This is a genomic window from Microbulbifer variabilis, assembly GCF_052468405.1.
This window is the reverse complement of record NZ_CP174343.1, coordinates 3,511,768-3,531,375: the sequence shown is the minus strand read 5'-3', so window position 1 is coordinate 3,531,375 and position 19,608 is coordinate 3,511,768. Positions and strand designations below refer to the sequence as shown.

17 protein-coding genes are annotated in these 19,608 nt (G+C 48.5%); 6 read left to right on the top strand and 11 right to left on the bottom strand.

The features are described 5' to 3' along the window. The 5 genes from mepA to ACJJJB_RS16015 all read right to left on the bottom strand — a co-directional run bounded on the left by mepA (position 1) and on the right by ACJJJB_RS16015 (position 6,291). A complete protein-coding gene (gene mepA, locus ACJJJB_RS16035) occupies positions 1–906 on the bottom strand; it encodes a penicillin-insensitive murein endopeptidase (RefSeq protein ID WP_445365146.1) in 906 nt (301 codons plus the stop codon). 76 nt (positions 907–982) lie between these two features. Next, a complete protein-coding gene (hisC, locus tag ACJJJB_RS16030) occupies positions 983–2,056 on the bottom strand; it encodes a histidinol-phosphate transaminase (protein WP_020414529.1) in 1,074 nt (357 codons plus the stop codon). Then, positions 2,053–3,096, bottom strand: coding sequence for an FHA domain-containing protein (locus tag ACJJJB_RS16025; protein WP_020414530.1), 1,044 nt, complete (start codon positions 3,094–3,096; stop codon positions 2,053–2,055). Before ACJJJB_RS16025 ends, hisC begins: the two co-directional genes overlap by 4 nt. Then, positions 3,087–4,385: a S1C family serine protease gene (locus tag ACJJJB_RS16020; RefSeq protein ID WP_282952428.1), complete on the bottom strand. Its 1,299-nt coding sequence runs from the start codon at positions 4,383–4,385 to the stop codon at positions 3,087–3,089. The genes ACJJJB_RS16025 and ACJJJB_RS16020 overlap by 10 nt, the downstream gene beginning before the upstream one ends. A gap of 124 nt (positions 4,386–4,509) precedes the next feature. Then, on the bottom strand, positions 4,510–6,291 hold the full coding sequence (locus ACJJJB_RS16015) for a trans-sulfuration enzyme family protein (RefSeq protein ID WP_020414532.1): 1,782 nt from the start codon (positions 6,289–6,291) through the stop codon (positions 4,510–4,512). 536 nt (positions 6,292–6,827) lie between these two features. On the opposite strand from ACJJJB_RS16015, the gene ACJJJB_RS16010 reads away from it, so the two are divergent. Next, the gene (locus ACJJJB_RS16010; RefSeq protein WP_282952429.1) at positions 6,828–7,328 is read left to right on the top strand and encodes a hypothetical protein; all 501 of its coding nucleotides are present in this window, start codon (positions 6,828–6,830) and stop codon (positions 7,326–7,328) included. Here the strand turns inward: ACJJJB_RS16010 and ACJJJB_RS16005 are convergent. The 5 genes from ACJJJB_RS16005 to ACJJJB_RS15985 form a co-directional block, all read right to left on the bottom strand. Beyond that, the gene (locus ACJJJB_RS16005) at positions 7,309–9,855 is read right to left on the bottom strand and encodes a serine/threonine-protein kinase (protein WP_282952430.1); all 2,547 of its coding nucleotides are present in this window, start codon (positions 9,853–9,855) and stop codon (positions 7,309–7,311) included. The two genes, ACJJJB_RS16010 and ACJJJB_RS16005, sit on opposite strands and share 20 nt — an antisense overlap. 396 nt (positions 9,856–10,251) lie before the next feature. After that, a complete protein-coding gene (locus tag ACJJJB_RS16000; protein ID WP_282952431.1) occupies positions 10,252–11,226 on the bottom strand; it encodes an FHA domain-containing protein in 975 nt (324 codons plus the stop codon). A gap of 842 nt (positions 11,227–12,068) precedes the next feature. Further along, positions 12,069–12,635: a YceI family protein gene (locus ACJJJB_RS15995; protein ID WP_020414535.1), complete on the bottom strand. Its 567-nt coding sequence runs from the start codon at positions 12,633–12,635 to the stop codon at positions 12,069–12,071. Further along, positions 12,632–13,243: a cytochrome b gene (locus ACJJJB_RS15990; protein ID WP_353375661.1), complete on the bottom strand. Its 612-nt coding sequence runs from the start codon at positions 13,241–13,243 to the stop codon at positions 12,632–12,634. The genes ACJJJB_RS15995 and ACJJJB_RS15990 overlap by 4 nt, the downstream gene beginning before the upstream one ends. Before the next feature lie 151 nt (positions 13,244–13,394). Then, positions 13,395–14,060 (bottom strand): hypothetical protein, encoded by a 666-nt coding sequence (locus ACJJJB_RS15985; RefSeq protein WP_445365145.1) that lies wholly within the window; start codon positions 14,058–14,060, stop codon positions 13,395–13,397. A gap of 304 nt (positions 14,061–14,364) precedes the next feature. On the opposite strand from ACJJJB_RS15985, the gene ACJJJB_RS15980 reads away from it, so the two are divergent. Further along, positions 14,365–15,873: a dipeptidase gene (locus ACJJJB_RS15980; protein WP_445365144.1), complete on the top strand. Its 1,509-nt coding sequence runs from the start codon at positions 14,365–14,367 to the stop codon at positions 15,871–15,873. 158 nt (positions 15,874–16,031) lie between these two features. Next, positions 16,032–16,937, top strand: coding sequence for a 1-acylglycerol-3-phosphate O-acyltransferase, YihG family (yihG, locus tag ACJJJB_RS15975; RefSeq protein WP_445365143.1), 906 nt, complete (start codon positions 16,032–16,034; stop codon positions 16,935–16,937). Positions 16,938–17,002: 65 nt separating this feature from the next. Here the strand turns inward: yihG and ACJJJB_RS15970 are convergent, their stop codons facing one another. Then, on the bottom strand, positions 17,003–17,440 hold the full coding sequence (locus ACJJJB_RS15970; protein ID WP_020414540.1) for a host attachment protein: 438 nt from the start codon (positions 17,438–17,440) through the stop codon (positions 17,003–17,005). Between the two features lie 276 nt (positions 17,441–17,716). Between ACJJJB_RS15970 and ACJJJB_RS15965 the strand changes: the two genes are divergently transcribed. From ACJJJB_RS15965 to ACJJJB_RS15955, 3 genes are all read left to right on the top strand, one after another. Then, the gene (locus tag ACJJJB_RS15965) at positions 17,717–18,145 is read left to right on the top strand and encodes an Hsp20/alpha crystallin family protein (RefSeq protein ID WP_020414541.1); all 429 of its coding nucleotides are present in this window, start codon (positions 17,717–17,719) and stop codon (positions 18,143–18,145) included. 67 nt (positions 18,146–18,212) lie between these two features. Further along, on the top strand, positions 18,213–18,629 hold the full coding sequence (locus tag ACJJJB_RS15960) for a CBS domain-containing protein (RefSeq protein ID WP_020414542.1): 417 nt from the start codon (positions 18,213–18,215) through the stop codon (positions 18,627–18,629). A gap of 195 nt (positions 18,630–18,824) precedes the next feature. Next, a complete protein-coding gene (locus tag ACJJJB_RS15955; protein ID WP_445365142.1) occupies positions 18,825–19,397 on the top strand; it encodes a PhnA domain-containing protein in 573 nt (190 codons plus the stop codon). The last annotated feature ends 211 nt before the right edge of the window (positions 19,398–19,608 follow it).

Here is a 19,608-nt window from a genome sequence, read left to right as displayed (position 1 = left end):
TTATTCCGTCGTGGTGCCGGCAGGGGGTGCCAATAGTACCTGCTGGCATTGCTGCGGCATCGTCTTAGGTTTGGGCTTTGTCGGTTGGGGCTTGGTGCCGTTTAGTATTGCGTAGAATTCCTCGCTAAACCACCAGTCCAGGTCGTTGCCACAGGGATCTGTTCGCACCGGTGCCTGGGGTTTGCAATCGCTGCTTCCCTCGGGGCAAGCCAAGCGTACATGGAAGTGATAGTTATGTCCCCACCAGGGGCGCACTTTGCGGAGCCATTCGTTATCCCTGCCCACAACTTCACACAACTGGCGCTTGATTGTGGGATGTACAAAGATACGTTCCACCCTCTGGTCTTCTGCTGCCATACGCAGGATTTTGGGGACTCGCTCATCCCAGTTTTCGTCAATAAGGCGATGTTTTTTTGCATCTGCCAGAGGAATAGCGGAGATATTATCGCGCTCCCACTGCGTGAGTGGTCGCTTGGCAGCACGCCGATCCTGGGAGTACCAGATATCCACATCCAGGCCGGTTTGGTGGCTGCTATGCCCACCGCTGCCAAAGGGGCCGCCGCGGGCCATGGACATATCGCCAATCTGGATTCTGCCCAGATCATTCTGTGCCACACTTTGCGAAAAGTCTTTTAGGAAGGCGATAGTATCCGGGTGCGCAAAATGGCGTTCGCGGCCTGTGCGCACCAGTTGATAACCCTCACCGCGCAAGGGCAGGGTTTCTCCCCCCGCAAGGCAGCCATTGGTGTAGGTGCCAATGCTGGAGGCCGCCTGAGCGCTGGGCTTTTCAGTATATTCCCAGGGGTTGGCCTGGGCGATGCTGCTGAGAACGATTGAGGTAATGGCCAGGGCGCGGGCAATCAACCTGGGGTGTTTGATGGAGGGGGACGTTGATGGAAAGTACATAGTTCCCATGTTACCGGTAAGTCACTGTAGTCGGATCGCAGTTAAGCGGACCCGACGAGTATAGACAGGTTGCCTGCTAGCTCTGTGACGCAAGTATCTCTTTGCAGTTCCGTATAAGCTGGTCCATTTCATCATCTGTGCCAATGGAAATTCTCAGGTAATCACTGATACGGGGCTTGTTGAAGTAGCGCACCAGGATATTCCGCTCACGCAGTGCCAGGTATAGGGCTTCAGCCCCTGGCTCCGGTGGCTTCGCCAGAATGAAATTTGCCTTGGAAGGCACGACCTGGAAGCCCAGCTCCTGTAAGGCTGCCCCACTACGCTGGCGCGTAGCGATGACCTTGCCGCAGTTATCTGCATGCCAGGCGCGATCGCGTATTGCGGCGGTTGCAACCTGTTGGGCAATGGAGTCTATTGGATAAGAGTTAAAGGAGTTCTTGGCGCGAAGCAATCCCTCAATCAAATGTTCCTGTCCCATTGCAAAACCGAGGCGCAGGCCGGCCAAGGCATAGGACTTGGATAGGGTGTGGATCACCAATAAATTAGGGTATTGATCAATCAACTGGGTGGCACTTTCTCCGCCAAAATCGATATAGGCTTCGTCAATAATTACTACCCGTTCTGAATGCAGGCGCAATAACTCTTTGATTTGATCGAGTGGTAAGTAGCGGCCAGTTGGTGCGTTGGGGTTGGGAATAATGATACCCCCGGCATTACCGGCATAGTCCTCTACAGCAAGGGTGAAATCCTCGCGTAGAGGGATGGTTTTAGGTTCTATATCAAAAAGCTGGCAGTACACCGGATAAAAGCTGTAGGTGATATCGGGGAATAGCAGAGGGTCGCTGCGACGGAAAAAACTGTAGAAACTCAGCGCAAGGACTTCATCTGAGCCATTGCCTACAAATATTTGATTGCTATTGAGATCGTAGCGCTCCGCAATAGCTTCGCGTAACTCAAGGGATTCTGGATCCGGGTATCGACGCAGAGCATCAGCGAAATCGCCTTGTGCTAATAGTGAGAGCGCCCCCGGCGAGGCAGGGTAAGGGTTCTCATTAGTATTGAGCTTGACCAGGTTTTTACTATTGGCTTGTTCGCCTGGAGTATAAGGTTCCAGTTGCTCCAGTCCAGGGCTCCAAAATGACTTGTTCATTGCCCAACCTCCGCGTTGCTGCTTGTGTCTTCTGCGGTAGAGCTGTCCATGTTCCCCGGTTCCGACTCTTCTTTCTCGATGGGAATATCAAATAGTGCTGTTGAGCCGGCGATAAAATCCTGCATCGGCACCGGTTTACGTAGCAGCATATTATCGTACTTGAGTTCGGTGGAAATCTCCGGTGCCTCACTGAAGTCATTGAGCTTGCTGAGGCTTTCAACCAGGCTGAGTCCTAAAAAGCCGATGGGTAATACCATCGATACAGCCCAACGCCAGCCGCGTCCAAGATTGGTGGCCAGGTAGCAGGCACACCAGAGCATGGCTGGCAGAATGATCGCGAGCACGAGGAAGTCGAGAGCCTCCATCATATCGCCGATAGCGAAGTTGTAGTTCAACACCCCACTGAACCACTCCCAAACGGTATAGCTTAGGGCGCCTATAGCGGCGATAGACAGGTGGGCAAAGAAGTGGGTTTCATGTTTTACCACTCTGCCAATGAAAGCCCATGCACCGGCATAAATCACCAGGCCGATGGTAGCACTTGCCAATATATTGATGGCAAGTGTCCATTCATAGCTACGTGCATAGTTGAGGTAACTGAGTAGCACAGTGGAGCAGGCCACAGCCAATACTAGCAATATGGCGTTCAAGGGGCGGGATAGGCCTGAAAACAAACTTTCCAGAGAGTGCAGTGGGGTAGCTGCTGGCACAGCATCATCAGAGTAGAACAGGCGCAGCCGGGATTTGCCACATTGCACTATATCCCCAGAGGTAATCTGATGTGAGGAGATTTCTCCAGGCTTGACCGACTTGTCCTGCAGGTTACCTAATAGCTGGCTGCCATTAACTGAATTAAGGTCATGCAGAACGTAGCTGCCGTCTTCTTCATGGCGTATTTCAGCGTGGCGGCCATCGGCGTGAATATCTTCTAGGATAGCATCGTTGCTGAAAGCGCGACCCAGAGTGAATTTTTCCCCATCCATGCAGTAACGCATTTGTACCCGATGGGCACGGTTGAGTTCTTCAATAATCAGTGCCATTGGATCTCGCTCGTGAACTTCTCGGTAAAGGCGTCGGCGGACTCCTGGGTAAAACCAGAGAGGGTAAAGTGGCTCACCAGTGCACGGTTTTTCTGGTCCACACTGAGGCTCAGAAAGAAGATGTCATATAAATTGGGAAAATCTTTATAACGTCTTACGCAATAACTGGTACGCGCAATCAGTGGTTTTTTACTGCGGTCTGGTTTTGATACCGGGCCATTGCCAGTACGCGGTTGCGAAGTAAAGCCCTGGCGACAGTGGAAATTAGTTACGTCTTCTTCGCCAGCGCTGTTGCCAGGATAAAACGTGCTCATTTGTTGTTCATATTCTGCGTAAAAGCGTGCAGGCAGCAAGTTGTCGGCCTCCAGCCAGAAAAATTCATACTCCACTCTGCCGGTATTGAACTCGTCAGAAAGGAAAATAACATCTTGCCCAGTGCAGCCCTTGTCGATGCGCTTTATAGGGCTATCGTCATCATCCTGCGTATTGCCCCAGCACTTAATGGCCGGCACGATTTCCCCAACTACCTTTGCTTCACCAAGTGAACGGCGTTTCCAGTCGGCCTGCAGGATGGAGTTGATAATTCGCTGCTGGTTGTCGACAAGCTGCTGGTACGTCACAGCCTTTAAGTCCAGGGCTTCGTCGCGCTGATGGTAGTGCTCTACTAGCGTGGATAGCTTATCTACTGGTACCAGGAAGCTCACTTGATTTCCAGCAGTGGCGACATTAATACCTACCACTTGGCCTCGGGTATTGATTGCTGGGCCGCCACTCATTCCTGGGTTGATGGAACCGGCGAAGTGGATACGATCATAAAAACTGCCGCCGGCAATACCATTGTAGGTGCCTGGAATCAGTGTCATACCCAGATCCAAAGGGTTGCCGAGTGAAACAATGGTTTCACCCTTCTTGGGGGTGTCGGTGGCAAGTTGAAGATACTCCTTACCTGGATTGTCCTGGCGCAGTAGGGCCAGATCGTTCACTACATCTATATCCAGCAACTCCAGAGTGCCTTTAGTGCCGTCAGTGGATAGATACTCCAGAGTGTATTTTTCAGGATCACTGACGGCCTGAGCGACTACATGGTAATTGGTGGCAAGTAACCCATCAGCTGAGATTTGGAACCCGGAACCGAGACCGGCTTTGGAGTTGGAGGATTTTTCGATCAGGCGAATCTGGTAGAGGCTGCCGCGGTAGTCGCTGTAAAGCTGCTCGTATCCCTGGGCCAGCACCATTGCAGAAAGGCAACAAAGTACCCAGGCCAGAAGGCATGCGGAAATTTTCGGCATTTTTGTTTGATTAAATTATGGACAGAAATAGTGATACTACGGGATATAGGGTAGTGCAACAAGCGCGGCGCAACGGTAGTTACCGGCTGCGCCACTTTCATTCATTCCCTTAAATCAATTTCCTTTACAGGTAATCGGCAATTTTCGGTTGTGCTTCCACTACCTTCTGGTGGGATTGCATATAGAAGTGAGTAAAGAGTGCATCGGCCTCCTCCGGAGAGATAAAGCCGTCACTGAACCCTGGACTCACAGGGTCCAGATGTAGACGTGCGCAATTAATCACGTGGGCTGCGAGCTGTGCCATATTTTCATCCCCCACTGAAATACGGATGGTGGTTGGGAATATGCCTGCTGCTTCCATCGCTTCAGGAGAGAGCTCCGAATGAGAGGTAAGTGCAGGGCAGAGTACCATGGTATTGGTTTGCCCCAGGCTCACCATTTGCCCAAAGGCCGGTTCCAATGCATCAAAGAAGCTCTTGAAGGCCGCGGTGGGAATCTGTGCCGCCTCCATATCAATACTGAACAACGGTGTTGGGAACTCATAGCGCATTAATGACTCGCGCATTTTTGAATTCGGGTGACTCTCTACCGCGTGGCTATTCACGCGGATTTTATTGTGGCTGGCAAAGAAATGGCTAAGGCTCAATGTATTGATACATTTGGTAAGCATACGCATTTCCAGGGTACGCATGCCGCAGTGCACTTCCCATGCCTTATCCGCATCCAGGAAAGCGCCTTTAATATAATATACATCCCAGAACATGCACTGGTCCCAGTTGAGCCCTTTGGCACTATCCCCCTTGGGAATAAACATGCGGTGATTTTCCCCAATAACCACGCCAGCTGTTGCAGCGCCGGTGCCGCCAATATCCTTGGTATAGGAGTGCACAACAAAATCCGGGCGCTCCTCACGGTCCTCCCGGCGTAATGGTTGATACAGAAAGGGGGTAGCCAAGGTGGCATCCAGGCTTACGAGGATATTTTCCCGATGTGCCATCTTACAGATACCCGGTACATCCAACATGATACCGTGTGGATTACAGGGTGATTCGATATAGGTGTGGATCTTCGCCCCCCTAGCAAGATTATCGGCATAATTCTGCTGGGTCTCATTTAAAAGCTTTTTAAAATCCTCTCCGCTAGTGCCATCAAACCAAACCAGCTGGATTGCTAGCTTGTCTTTTCGAGCGTAAAAATCTTGAAGCAGCTGGTGTACGCCGCCGTAGATATTACGCGAGACAATCAATATATCGTCGCGGCGCAGCTGGTTGGAAAGCAGTGCATCAATGGCTGCCATGCCAGAGTTAAAGTTCCAGGCCATATATTCGTTTGCTGCAGGACCGCACTCTAGGTCCACAATGGCATTGGCGAGGGAGATAGAAGTCGGGTTGAGCAGGCGTGAGTAAATGTCGTGGCTGGGTTCGCGGCCGCGAAAGGCGTCATCTACCCACTCGGTACAGGCATAGATGTAGGTGGCAGTGCGTGCGATCACCGGGGTTGCGGAAAAAATCGCTGGAATATTGTCGAATAGTGGATAACCACCACGTGTGGTGATATTGAAATCGTCTCCCTGCAGACTTTGAAAGCTAGCCCGCAATGGGTTTTGTAGAGTATCCAGCAGTTTTGCCAGTTGGAAACTCATAAAGCGCTTGGCATTGAAATAAGCAATTTTATCTGAGCGATCCAAGCGCTGCAGGGTGTCTGTAACCTGGCTCCACAGTTGGTTCAGATTCCCCTGGGCCTGATATAGCAGTGCTGCAGTTTGCTCCAGTAATTGGCCGTGCTCTGAGTCTGAATCGATGCAGAAATGCTGTAATTGTTCACGCGCCAACTCCTCAATATTTGTGGCTTCAGTACTGTTGCGGCGGGGAGAGAGAATTTTTACATCTTCGAGATTCGCTTCCATCGTATCCTCACTAAGCGATGCTTTTTGTTATATCGCGACTCTAACAGCCTATGCCGACGTATAAAACATTTGGCGCGTAATTTTCTGTAATTGGGCGTGATAGACCTGTAATTCTCAAATCCGTAAAGTAGGTTCCAGTTGAGGGGGGCGGGAGATTGTTAAGCAGTTCCCCTGCCATGGATCGGCAGCCCCCGCAACATAACTTCGGATGGATTTGGTTTTCTCACGTTTTCGCAAGCGTGGGATTAAAAGGATTCAGCGCAAGCTGAACGGTCGAGCTGGAACCGACAGGTGCAGAGTCTTAGTCGGAACTTTTGGATGAGCTTGCCCGGGGCACGGATGCCAAATTTTGCTCTTGATAGTGTTGTTGTAACCGTCGATGGTTGGGACCATCATTCCGGGCCGGTAGTATCAGTACTGCCGGCTTTTTTTTAAACCGGTACCGGTTATGATTGCGCGGTCACAGACGTAGTTTACATGAGATAAAACGTCTTTTGGTGACACCAAATAACAAATTCTTACGAGAGGGATGAATAATGGTCGCTTGTGCCGACTTACCCGTACTGGAGTGCGAGGTACCTAAAGAAGGGTTAAAGCTGGATCTGGTTTTACGGCCCAGAGAGCAGAAGGATGGCGAGCCTCAGTATTGGCCTCTTTACAATGCAGCTAACCCGGAAGAACACTTTGGGAATATGCTCTTTAAGATTCATAAGGGGGGTGTAGTTACCCTAAGGATTTCTCTGGATCTTACGGAAGTGCCTGGACGAGAGTTAGAATTTGTTCGTTACAAGCAAAATCATAAACTCGATGGCATTATTGCATTGAGCCCGGATTTCCGTCACCAGTTCCGTGCTCGTGCCAAGGAAGCGGATGGGGATTACACAACACTGATTATCAAGATCAGGGATAGAGAGCAAATTCCTGATCGGTTTAACTTTTTATGGATGTGTGTTGACTCAGAGACTGGCATGCATTTTGTTTCCGGGGATCCTGAAGCTGGGGTTGATCCTTATCCTCCTAGTGGTACAGGCAAATAGAATCTTTGAATTCTTGAGATTGAGAGCATAGCTCTTTGAATGCATGTAATGAGAACCACTCTTTACTCATTCCTAGAGCTAATAGCTCATTTAAGTGGTAGCCCGCAGATTGCCACTCTCCCGCAAGAGCATACACTTGAGCGGCTGAGTACTTGACATAAGTGTCGTCAGGAGACTCACGTAGTAGCTCTTTAATTAGAGCTATTGCATCTGAGGTTTTCCCCAAGTTTGCTAGCGCTTCAGCTCTCCACCGCCTAGCCCTCAATTCAGTGCTATTAAGAGTTAGCTGTAACACTTGATCAAAATTATTTTCTGCATTTTTTCGGTCATTTAGCATCAGATAGGTTTCAGCAACTTGACCATGCATTTGAATATTGTTGGGGGAAATTTCTAATATTCTAAGATATACTTTTAGTGCTTCAGAGTATTTTTTTTGTAAAAAGAAAATAATTCCTAAGTTGGATTGAGTTCTCCATGAACGCATATCTTCTGGTATTGAAGTGATCGCTTTTTCTGCGAGAGTTAAATTACCAGTTTCCAACTCTATCACTCCAAGAATTGCGTAAGCAGGCCAGTAACCGGGATAATTTTCAATTAATTTTACTGTTGTTTTTCTTGTGGATTCGTAGTCACCTATTGCTAACTGATTGATAGCAACAAAATAGAGATTGCGGGCTGACGGAGACATAGCTGCAGCCTCTTTTGCATAAATTAGTCCTTGATCGTAATTGCCCTGTGTATATTGAAAACGTGCAAACTGGACTAGTAAGTGGGCAGATGGATGGCCTTTAGCCTGAAGCTTCTTAAGCGTGGCCTCAAAACCTTTCTTGTCTGTTCCAGAAGCTTTAATCAGTAGTTTCGCTTCAAGCAGGGCTGTTTCTTCGGCCCCTGATCCCTCTGCACTAGCAATAATACCTAAAGCTGTCGTGAGGAACTTGCTGTCATTATTAATGCTATGCATGCGAGAAGCCAGCCTAGCATATAGTGCATATAGATTGGTGTTTTGAGGATATTTTCCAATAAGGTTTTCAACTATTTCTAGATCAAGTTTTGTAATAGCTATATTGGAGGTATCTTTAGAAAGAATTGATAGGTAGTGCTTGTAGTCATCGGACTCCATTTTCACTTCACGGTTTAAATTTTTCCTATAGCTGGCTGGGAATAGCTCTAGGGTGCTATTACCAATAGTGTATTGAGCCTCTTGATGCTTGTCGCTTAGGAAAACAAAGCTAATTTGTTTTTGAATTTCTGCATCGGCCGTACTTATTCTTTGTATTTCAATATTGCAGCGTAGTTGAAGACAGTTAAGCTGAGCTGCTAATGCGGTTGTCACCCCTCGATTGTGTAAATCTTCTAGTTGTTGTTCTTGATTAGTGTTTTCTTCCGGAGTAAAACTAACTATGGCGCTAGATTTAAGCTGAGTAGCGGAACTCATTAAGGCTTGCCGAACCATTGCCTTCAGTAGCATATCAGAGTCTTTCTTGCCATGGATATCACCATTTAAATTCACAGGCAAAACGGCAATATACTGAGGAGGCAGCTGCGAATAGTAATACCACCCCCAAAGACTAGACATCGTCAATAGTCCTAATCCCATTAAGGCAGCAATAATACGGCCATGCTTTTTACGTGGTTTGATTAGTAGTTGAGTGACGGTTTCAGAGTATTGTTTAGTATTGGCATCAATGCCGTATTTGCAAATTATTTCCAGGGCTTCATAGACTTGTTGTGCAGAATCTGGTCGCAGATCTGGACGCTTTCCAAGAAGTCTATCCAAAAGTGCGCCAAGAGTTTTCGGGATACCAGGCCAAGCTTGTTGAGGTGGTATATGGGGTTTGGTTGTGATTTGCTGAGCGAAAGCCAATGCGCTCATACTACCTCGTTCAAAAGGTTTACAACCGCAGAGTAACTCATAAGCAATACTACCTAAGCTAAATAAATCGCTACGTGCATCCAGAGGAATTCCTTGTAGCTGCTCAGGGGACATAGCTTGCACACTGCCTGCAATATGATCTTCCCTGGTCAGTTGCTGGTCGCAGTCGAGAGTTTTGGCGATGCCAAAATCAGTTATTTTGGCAACGCCATCAATAGTGACTAGTATATTCTCTGGTTTGAGATCTCGATGAATAATACCGAGGCTATGTGCCCTATCAAGCCCGAGAGATACTTGCATTAGTAACTCAAGCTTTTCTGCCAGTGTGGGGGTGTGTTCGCGCATCCACTCCTTGAGAGTGACCCCTTCAACCAGCTCCATGACAAGAGCTATTTTATGTTCTTCCTCAATAACATCGTACAAACGTACAATATTTGGGTGATTAAGCTTGGCTAATAATTGTGCCTCACTACGAAAACGAGCTTCAGCTGAATTACCTGTCATATCTGAGCGCAACTGCTTGATAGCGACTTTGCGTCCGAGTTTGATATCTTCAGCGAGGTAAACAACCCCCATACCTCCAGCCCCTAGGGTGCGCTCAACCCTGTAACGGCCTTGGTATTCGTTAGTTTTCTCCAGCGCAACTACGTCCATTGTATCTAGTTCTTCTCGGATGGATGAGCCATTCTACCTGATAGAACATTTTCGTGAAGCTATCTACCCCCTTTCTGAAGGAAATGGTTCACGTTATTCCATATCTTTTGGTTTGAAAGGCTGTAAGTTGGCTTCTAATGGATTAAGACAAAGTATCAACTATTAGGCTTGCTAGCCTCTATTTGGTGTGGGTACATTGGTAATGGACTTGGAGTTCGACAGTAGAAACTGGATAGCTTTTATGCTTTCCGGTATTGAGCAGCCTAAAGTCTGGAAGCTAGAGATGTTAAATTGATATTATAGATTTGCCAGGAGTAAGGGTGCTTTTGCAAGGATGTTCCTGATTATTAATGATGGAGAGGATAGTTGGTCCTAACTATCCTCGTAAGCATCAAGTTATGCCTCCTGTAAATCAGCCTTTGCTTCCAGTTGGGTACCTTTATATATCTCAAACTGGTGGCAGCCAATACGGATCTCCCAAGAGCGGCGTTCAACCAGGTTTGAAGTATCAACTGCGTCCGGCAGGGATTCGGAAATCTGTTTGCGTGCACGGAAGATCTGGGTGTTTAGATGATTGACAGTAATACCCAGCTCGTGGGTAGCTACTTGGATCGAGACCCAGCCCTGCGAATCCATATCTAGGCCGTTTTGCATGTCCCTGAAGCGTGCTCGGGCAAGGTATAACAGCAGATAATTGTGGATCCGTGCAGGCAGGGATTGCTTCATTCCCTCTCGCTGCAGCTGTAGCTGAACATGCTCTTCGTGAGAGCTGACTGAGAAGCGCAGGCCGAAGTCGGTGATCGACAGCTGTTGTAGGGATAGCTCCTTGGTGGCGCCTTGATTATCTGCCAGAAATAACTGCCAGCTGTTAAGGCCGCAGTCGATGCGGTCGCCATGGTTCACTAGCTTCTTGTTGCCGACTTCAGCGGAATTGCCAGTGAACTCATATTGCCACTGCGCAGTTACGGGACTGAAGTGTAAGCTTGCCAATGGTTCACTCTCATCAGGGAGCAAGTGGTATTGCTCAAGAGGTTGTGCTTCCCCGGTTTGCAGGTCAATGAGTAGATTCTCTGGCGCATCAAGATTCTCGATAATCCAGGCTGGGTTGTCAGCCCGGCCGAAACAAATCTTGTCACCTGTCTGTAGTGGATAGCTCTTGGCGGGAACCAGTTGTTGGCCGTTGAGCCAGGTTCCGTTGCGGCTGAGATCACGAATATTCCAATGGGTGCCGGTCCATTGGATTGCCGAGTGAATACCGGAAATCTCAGCACTGGTGATACGGGTGTCCACTGCGCCCTGGCGGCGACCAATAGTGTGGTGGGCCATTAAATATACTGGTTGTTCCCTATCTGGGTGCTGTAGGCAAGCCATTTTTTTGTCCTTTTTACCCTGGCAAGAATGCTCAAACTTCTTGCGAATCTGGCTCCAGCAGGCTTAAAACATGGTAAGCACTTACTCAAGTGAGTAAGAGAAAACCTGAGGTAATGAGGTTTATCTCTTTAAGCGCCAGCTAGAAAGCTGCAGTAAACCAAGTTGATTGCCGCTACCGCCACGGATATTGGCAGTGTGATGGGCAGCTTATCCGGTGCTAAAATCCTGCTCTAAGTGAGTGGTCACTATGAGGTTGAAGTTGCTCTGTATAATCGTTCCATTTATACCGATCTAAGGAACGATTGCAATGATTGATACTAATTGCCGCTATTTTCGCTGAAAAGTTGTTCTGACGTCAAAAGCGCCGTAATCATTTGTGCTTGCTCAGTGTGGACTGGTTTGAATTTCTACTGCTATTTGCAGCTTGGGGGAGGCTGAAATCGAATAAAAATTTGCACTTCTTTCTCTTATCAGGGCTACCAGCTAAGCTCTCGAAGCCACAGGCCATCTTTATCTGAGCAGCACTTGTACAAACTTACTACAGTAAAATCCAAGCTATAACTGGTACTAACCTAATAGAATCACCGCGAATCAAGAATGCCAACTTAGCGGCAATTCCTGCCACCCTGCCTAATAAGTACGCAATTTCAAATTTGAATCGACCGGTTAGGTGCTACTTGGGACTAAATTACAGTTGTCACAATGCTAATTTTTTGCACTGGTAAATAGCTCGTGATGGATATTTAAATTGATGGGCTGAAAAGATAAGTGAGACTGGTGATAACAAAGCCAGGGCTTATGGAGCCCTGGCTTTGTATGTATTTGGGCGATTGTGTCTGGACTTAGATACGGATGCCTTCAATATCCAGAATCATCTCTACTTTCTGGGAGGCAGGGCCCAGATTGTAATCGATACCAAAGTCTTTCAGTTCGAACTCTGTAGTGCCACTAAAGCCCTGACGGTAGCCGCCCCAGGGGTCTTTACCACCGCCAATATTGGTTACGTCGATCGTAATTGGCTTGGTAATGCCGTGCAGGGTAAGTTCACCTTTTAACAAAGCCTTGCCATCTGCGAGAGGTTCGAAGCTGGTGCTTTTAAAGGTGGCTGAGGGGAATTTTTCAGTGTTTAGGAAATCGGTCCCGCGCAAGTGCTTGTCGCGCTCAGCATGGTTACTGTTGAGGCTGGTAACATCAATATTGACGTTAACCGAAGATTTCTCTGGCGCTTTATCGTCGTAAAAGAAAGAGCCGTCGAAATCATCGAAGCGGCCATACAACCAGCTGTAGCCTAGGTGTTTGATGCGGAACTGTACAAAAGCATGGGCACCTTTAGTATCGATTTTATATTCGGCGGCTTGGGCTGTGGTGCCGAGTAGGGCTGCGAATAAAAGTGCAGTGAGCTTCTTCATAAGGCTGTTTCCTTTTTTGTGGTTGTGATGGGGGCTTGTTCTTCTGATTGCTCAGAATCTTTGGATAGTCCTAGCATTTTCAGCAAGGTGGAATCATGGTCGATAAAGTGATGCTTCAGTGCTGCCAAGGCGTGAATGGCTACCAGAATAATCAGGCTCCAAGCCAGAACTTCATGCACACTACCGGCCATATCTTCCTGGTTGGGAATGCTTTGAATAGTGGCCGGCAGGCTGAACCAGCCAAAAACCTCAATGGCTCGCCCGTCAGCGGTGGAGATCAAGTAGCCGGAAAACATAATGGCAAACAGGAGGAGGTAAATGAGTTGGTGTGCTCCCTTAGCCACAAGTGTTTGCCAGCGTGGCGTATTGGGTTCTGCTTGTGGCGTAACATTGATCAGGCGCCAAAAGAGCCGTAACACCAGCAGCAGTAATAGCAACACACCGATACTCTTATGAATATTTGGCGCCTGCTGGTACCAAGGATCGTAGTAGGACAGCTGCCTCATCCACCAACCCAAGGCAAAAAGACCGATGATGGCTGGTGCCATCAACCAGTGCAAAGCGATGGCAGCCCAGCCATAGCGAGTCTGGTTATTCCGTGCCTGCACGGCTTACCTCCGGAGATCTCTGGTATTGCTTTATTATGACTGGCGCTAGGGTACAGCCTTTGTCGCTTATGACCAATGGTTGGAATGAGACTCTGCGAGGGAGGTCAAAAGTGGTTACTTCAAGTGGTATTGGTATTTCGAGTGATTTTTACTAATGCGCCTGCCTTTGCGTCCGCTCGCGTTCCGCGGCTAGAAGAACCCTCTCACAGGCATTACGGTCCAGGGATGTTGAGCGTCTGGCGAGCTGCTCAGCCAGCCAGCTAGTAGAGTGCTCCTCGCCATCCAGGGCCAGTTGTTCCAGTTGCCAAATAACGTCGAGTAGCAAGTCGCGCTCCAGGTTGATACTGGCCTCCTGAGGTGAGAACAGACGGGGTTCCAGCTGCTCCAGGTCACTGCGTTTGAGTACCAGTTCAGCCAGGTTGGGATACCAACGGCTGCTATAGGGTTCAGGTAGTTGATGATGATCGAAAGTAATCCGAAGGCGATTACCTTGGGCGTCTTCAAGCAGGGGGGTATCTTGTTCATATGCTGGCAGAGCGGGGTTGTGGCGTAATACGCCGACAATTGCCCGCCAATCACTTTGATTATCCGTACAAAGGCGCAGGGGCTCCACCAGTTCGAGGCTGCCGATTTGATCCAGGAACATTAACTTTTGCCCAGGGCGATACCAGTAAAGGTCAAGGAGCTTCTCCTCAGCAAGGTCCGCTAAATGAGCGCTGGTTAGGGGCTCCTCCGAGAGGGCGCTCAAGTGATTGACAGCCTGTTGAACACTCAGCCATTGCTTGCGGTGGAAATGTTTGCCAATCGCGGTTCCCATGCACTACTCCCGGGTGGGGTAAGGATTTTAGGAAATAGATAGTCCGAAGTATTTGCCTGCTTCTTACCCCCTCCCTGAAGCCAGGGATCTGGCTGGCTCATTAAATGGGAATGCAAGCAAAGGGAGACAGGCTTAGGTTACCCGTTTGGGCCCATGGTCACTGAATAGTTTAGCAGTCAGTACTTCCAAGCCGGGGATGGGTGGTTGTCGTGTGGTGATAAATACCACTGGGACTGGGGTGAAAAGGTGAGTCATGCTAATAAGAGGAGATGTACAATGGCGCTTTTACTCACTTGGGGGAATTATGAGGTTGAAGCCTGTTCTCTTGTTATTGCTTTTACCAGCTTTTTTATCTGCTGGAGCAGAGGCTGAAGTTTCTTCCCTGGCTCAGGACACCGCGGACTACGCAGTCGAAAAATACGAAGGGGCCATGACAAAAACCCTCGCGAGCCTGGTGCGCTTCGAGACTGTTGCAAGTGAGGAAACCCCCTTGGCTGATAACCCCGCTTTTGTAGGATTTAAAAAGGTGCTGGAGTTAAAAGCGAAGGAGCTAGGGCTTGAATACCAGGACTATGGTCATGTACTGGTAGTGGCCTTGGGTGAGGGGCCTGAAAAGGTCGGTATTGTTACTCATGGGGATGTACAGCCGGCAAACCCTGAGAAGTGGCAAAAGAGCCCTTTTTATCTCGATAGTGAAAGTGAACCCGGCAAGCTGATTGCCCGAGGCAGTGAAGACGATAAGGGGCCTATCGCAACTGCACTCTATGCCATGAAGGCAATTAAGGACCAGGGCTCGCCTATTAAGCGCAGGATAGAGCTTCTTATTTACCTGGCTGAAGAGTCTGATTGGGAGCCCTTGAGACACTTTCTGAAAACTTACCCAATTCCCGCTTACAACATCACAATTGATGCTAGCTACCCGGTAGTGACCGCAGAAAAAGGGTGGAGTGAAATACAGGTTAGCACTTTTGGAAGTTTGCCGGCGGACTTTGCCAAGCCCTATGTTGAGGATTTTTCCGGTGGTTATTTCCGCAGCCAAGTGCCGGACGAAGCCCGAGCCACCCTGGCTAATGTCACCCCGGAACTGGTTGAGGCGGTTCGCACCAGAGCAGCCAAACACTCCCAAGCGACTTTTGAAATATCGCAAAGTGAAAACAAGCTAGTTGTTACTGCTCGTGGAAAAGCCACCCATAGCTCTGAGCCGGAACATGGAGTCAATGCAATTGCCTTCCTGGCCGATCTTCTTAGTGTGCACGAATGGCCGGCTAATGCTGCTGGAGCAACTGTACGTTACCTGAATGACCTGGTAGGCACTGGTATTGAGGCAGAGAAATTTGGGGATATCGCCTATAACGATACATTTATGGGGCCAATGACCGCTTCTGTTACCATGGTGAAAGTCACTGAAAATGGGCTCACCAGTTACCTGAACCTGCGCCGCCCCACGGGTAAAAGTGCTACCCAGTTGGAAAAAGAAATTCATTCTGCACTATCAAGTTGGCAGGAACGGACCGGCATAATATTTGCCGATACTCAGGTTTCCCTGGGTAATCCCTACCGGGTAGACAATGCGCCTCATGTTGAACCATTGCTGGATGTTTTCAGCCATTTTACTGGTATGGAAGATGCCAAGCCTGTCGCCATAGGTGGTTCTACCAATGCCAAACTGCTGCCGAATGCAGTCAGTTTTGGTCCCTCCATGCCGGGCAGTGCTTATACGGGCCATTCTGAGCATGAATTTATCACTGTGGAACAATTCCGTCTGAATCTAAAAATGTACACAGCCATGATGATTGAGGTTGGCAACTTATAAGTGTGTCCGGTAAAACGGATTTATTCACAGGAAGTGGTCTACCAAGTGCTTGAATTGACCGGTTAGCCTCGGTCAGCTCAAGAGTGAAACTATGTGGTTCTTTGAGGGAGCTGCGGTAAATTACTTCATTCGTTATTCAATTATTAAAGAATCGCAAGATGTTAAATTTTCTTCCCTCGATTGTTTTGCTGATATTGGCCTCGACTCTGTTGGCCATTGGCACCATTCTGTGCTTCATACCCATATTATTTTTTGTGGTCCTGCGATTGATTTTGCCCTTTGCTGCGCTGCGCAAGTTCTTTGCGATCATTTTTATTTCTTGTGCTGAAGCCTGGCTCACTCTGAATAAAGGCTGGATGAAACTCACCCAGAAAACCCAGTGGGACGTACAGGGCGATGAGTCGCTGGATAAGAATGGTTGGTATCTGGTGACGTCAAACCACCAGAGCTGGGTGGATATTTTTGTGCTGCAGTCCATTTTCAATCGAAAAATTCCTTTCCTGAAATTTTTCATAAAACAGGAGTTGATCAAGGTTCCGGTGATGGGGGTTTGTTGGTGGGCGTTGGATTTTCCTTTTATGAAACGCTATAACAAGGAGTTCCTGAAGAAGCACCCGGAAATGCGCGGTAAGGATTTGGAGGCGACAAAAAAAGCCTGTGAACGCTTTAAATTAACCCCCACCAGTATTATGAATTTCCTTGAGGGAACACGTTTTACGCAAGACAAACACGACAGGCAGGGATCTCCCTTTGCCCATCTGCTCAAGCCTAAGTCCGGGGGTATCGCTTTCGCAATGCAAAGTATGGGTAAGCAACTAAACCGCCTGTTAAATGTAACCATAGTTTACCCGGATGGTATCCCGTCATTTGCTGATTTCCTTGGTGGGAAAGTAAAGAGGGTGATTGTTCGTGTTGAGCAGATTCGTATTCCGGAAAGGTTCTTTCTTGCGGACTACGTAAATGATCAGGTATTTCGTGCTGAATTCAATCAATGGGTCTATGAGCTGTGGCGAGAAAAAGATATGCTGATTGGTAAATTGCTTGCCGATAGCGGCAGAGTCTGATTTTTCCAGAAAAACAATAAAGGGGCTAGTCAAGTAGCCCCTTATTTTTCTGCTACAAAATTTAATTACAACCAGATGGGCAGTTGGGCCCGAATTTCTTCTGGTTGGCTTTCTACCAGGTTCTTACCGGTCTCACCCGCAATGGTAGCGCGGGTTGGAGTCTTGAGAGCATCCCGTAGGCTACCCACCATATATGGCTCGGCTACGATATAAAGTTTTTCGTAGCGTCCCTCCTGTCGCCCCCGCTCTAAGGTATGAGCAATCTCTCTGGCAAATTTCTCACCGTTGCGATGGCGTAGATCGGAAAAATTACCCATGGTGTGGCGACCCTTGCCACGGCTGTCAAAAGTGCGTCCAGGGGCGTCACTTTCGAGATCGCGGCCCGATAAGCGGGATTCAGGGTGGAGGAGAGCTTCGATTTCGTGGAGGTTTCCGGCGCGTTTTTTTGCTTCGAAAATCCTGGCTTGCGACTGGTTGGCCACGAGGACCCATGCTAGAGCCATGCGCTTATCCTCTTTAATTTACCTGTAATTATCGTAGTTAAATTCGATGCCACTGACTAATATCCTTAACTGCAAGATATCCAGCAATTCCCATATAGATAAAAAGTAAATAAAAAATATTTTTTAATGCTATTTGCGATGGCTACTGTGGGCACTTATTCCTACCGAGTGTCGCTGAATTACCTAGAATGAAGTCAAGATGTGAGAGGCGCAAGCCGGGTCCGAGGAGCGAGCTTGCGCTTCCTGCGACATAGTGGAAGCAAAGAGGTTGTGATTATGAGTCTGATACCGAGAGGGTCCCTACTGGATCTGGACAATATGTTTGAACAGATGCTCTCACCCAGCCGTGGCATTACCAATGAGCGGGAGGGTTTCTTCTCTCCGCGTATCGACGTGAGTGAACGTAAAAACAAGTATGAAATAAGCGCTGAATTGCCAGGTGTTGGTAAGAACGATATCAATGTGACTCTTGAAAATGGTGTCCTGACCCTTGAGGCAGAAGTACATCGCGAACTGAAGGAAGAAAAAGATGGCCGTGTGCTTCGTCAAGAGCGGCGCTACGGTAAGTTTTTACGCAGTTTTAACCTGGGTGATGATGTGCGTGAGAGTGAGATCGACGCAAACTTTAAGGACGGTATTCTGACCCTGACGGTGCCCAAGCATGAGGGGCATCCCCCACAACGAAAGCGTATTGAAGTGCACTGATTTTCTAATGGGTGGCGGCCATGCCGCCACCCATTGAATATATTTAAGAAATTGGCGGAGGTACGTGATGAAAGTAAAACAGGCAATGCACCAGGGAGCTACCTGGTGTACTCCAGACACCCCGCTACAGGAAGTGGCGAAGATCCTGCGTGATGAAGATATAGGTGCCGTCCCGATTGGAGAAAATGATCGCCTGATCGGCATGGTTACTGACCGCGATATTGTATGTCGAGGTGTAGTGCAGGGTGGTAATTTGTCCTCGCTAACTGCCCGCGACGTGATGACTGAAGGCATTGAGTGGTGTTGGGAGGAAGATGACCTCCTCTCAGCTGTACACAAAATGGAGCAGCAGCTACTTCGCCGTATGCCAGTACTGAACAGTGAAAAGCGTATGGTGGGTATTCTTAGCCTGGGTGATATTACTTCGGCCATTGCCAGTAAGCAGGGTGGCCATTTTGCCTCGGCGATCTCAGCACACCATTAGAGCTCGCTACTAGCGAAGGATTATCAACAGGGGCCGTGGGTCCCTGTTGATACCGGTCTTAGAGCTATGTGCCTTTCCCCTATCATTTCTCCAGGCTAACTTTTTTCACCTCGCTATTCCAAAGTTTCGATAGCCACGTCGTTTGCCCATATGGGCGAATTAGCGCTTATACTGCGCACTTTTTTGAGGTCAACCATGATCACTCAGGAACAGTTGCAACAGCGCAGTGGCGGTCAATGTGAACTCTGCAAGGCACAAAAAAACCTAGCGGTCTATGAGGTAGCTGAGTCAGTGGGTCAGGCAAACCCACAGGTGCTTTTGTGTCAGACTTGCCGGGAGCAACTGGATAACCCAGCACATTTAGACAGTGCCCACTGGCAATGCCTCGTAGATAGTATGTGGAGTCAGGAACCTGCTGTGCAAGTATTGGCCTGGAGGCTGCTAAAGCGTCTATCTGTCGAGACCTGGGCTCAAGATTTATTCGAAATGCTCTACCTGGATGATGACCTGGTTAATTGGGCCCAGGCGGGTACTTTTCCGGAAGAGGGGGAGCTACTCGTGCATCGCGACTGCAATGGTGCAATACTGCAGGCCGGTGATAATGTCACCATTATCAAAGACCTGGATGTAAAGGGCTCCAGCCTTGTGGCCAAGCGCGGTACTGCTGTGCGCGGCATCAGCCTTACCGATAACCCCGAGCATATTGAGGGACGTGTTGAGGGGCAGCGTATCGTGATTCTGACGAAATTTGTGAAGAAAAGCGGCTGACATCTCTTTTAGCTGCCTAGTTTTTCTATCGGTAAGGATATTTATCCCCATAAGTAACTCTGTTACCCGAAGGCATTTGGCCTGATATCATGCCAGTTCTAATTTACCCGATTTCTTTTTCCCTGTGTGCTCGCGATCCGGGGCCATATTGATGGCGCGGCTAAACACTGTGGAAGATAGTGGTCAATAAAGCAGAGGTTGAAGCTGTGGG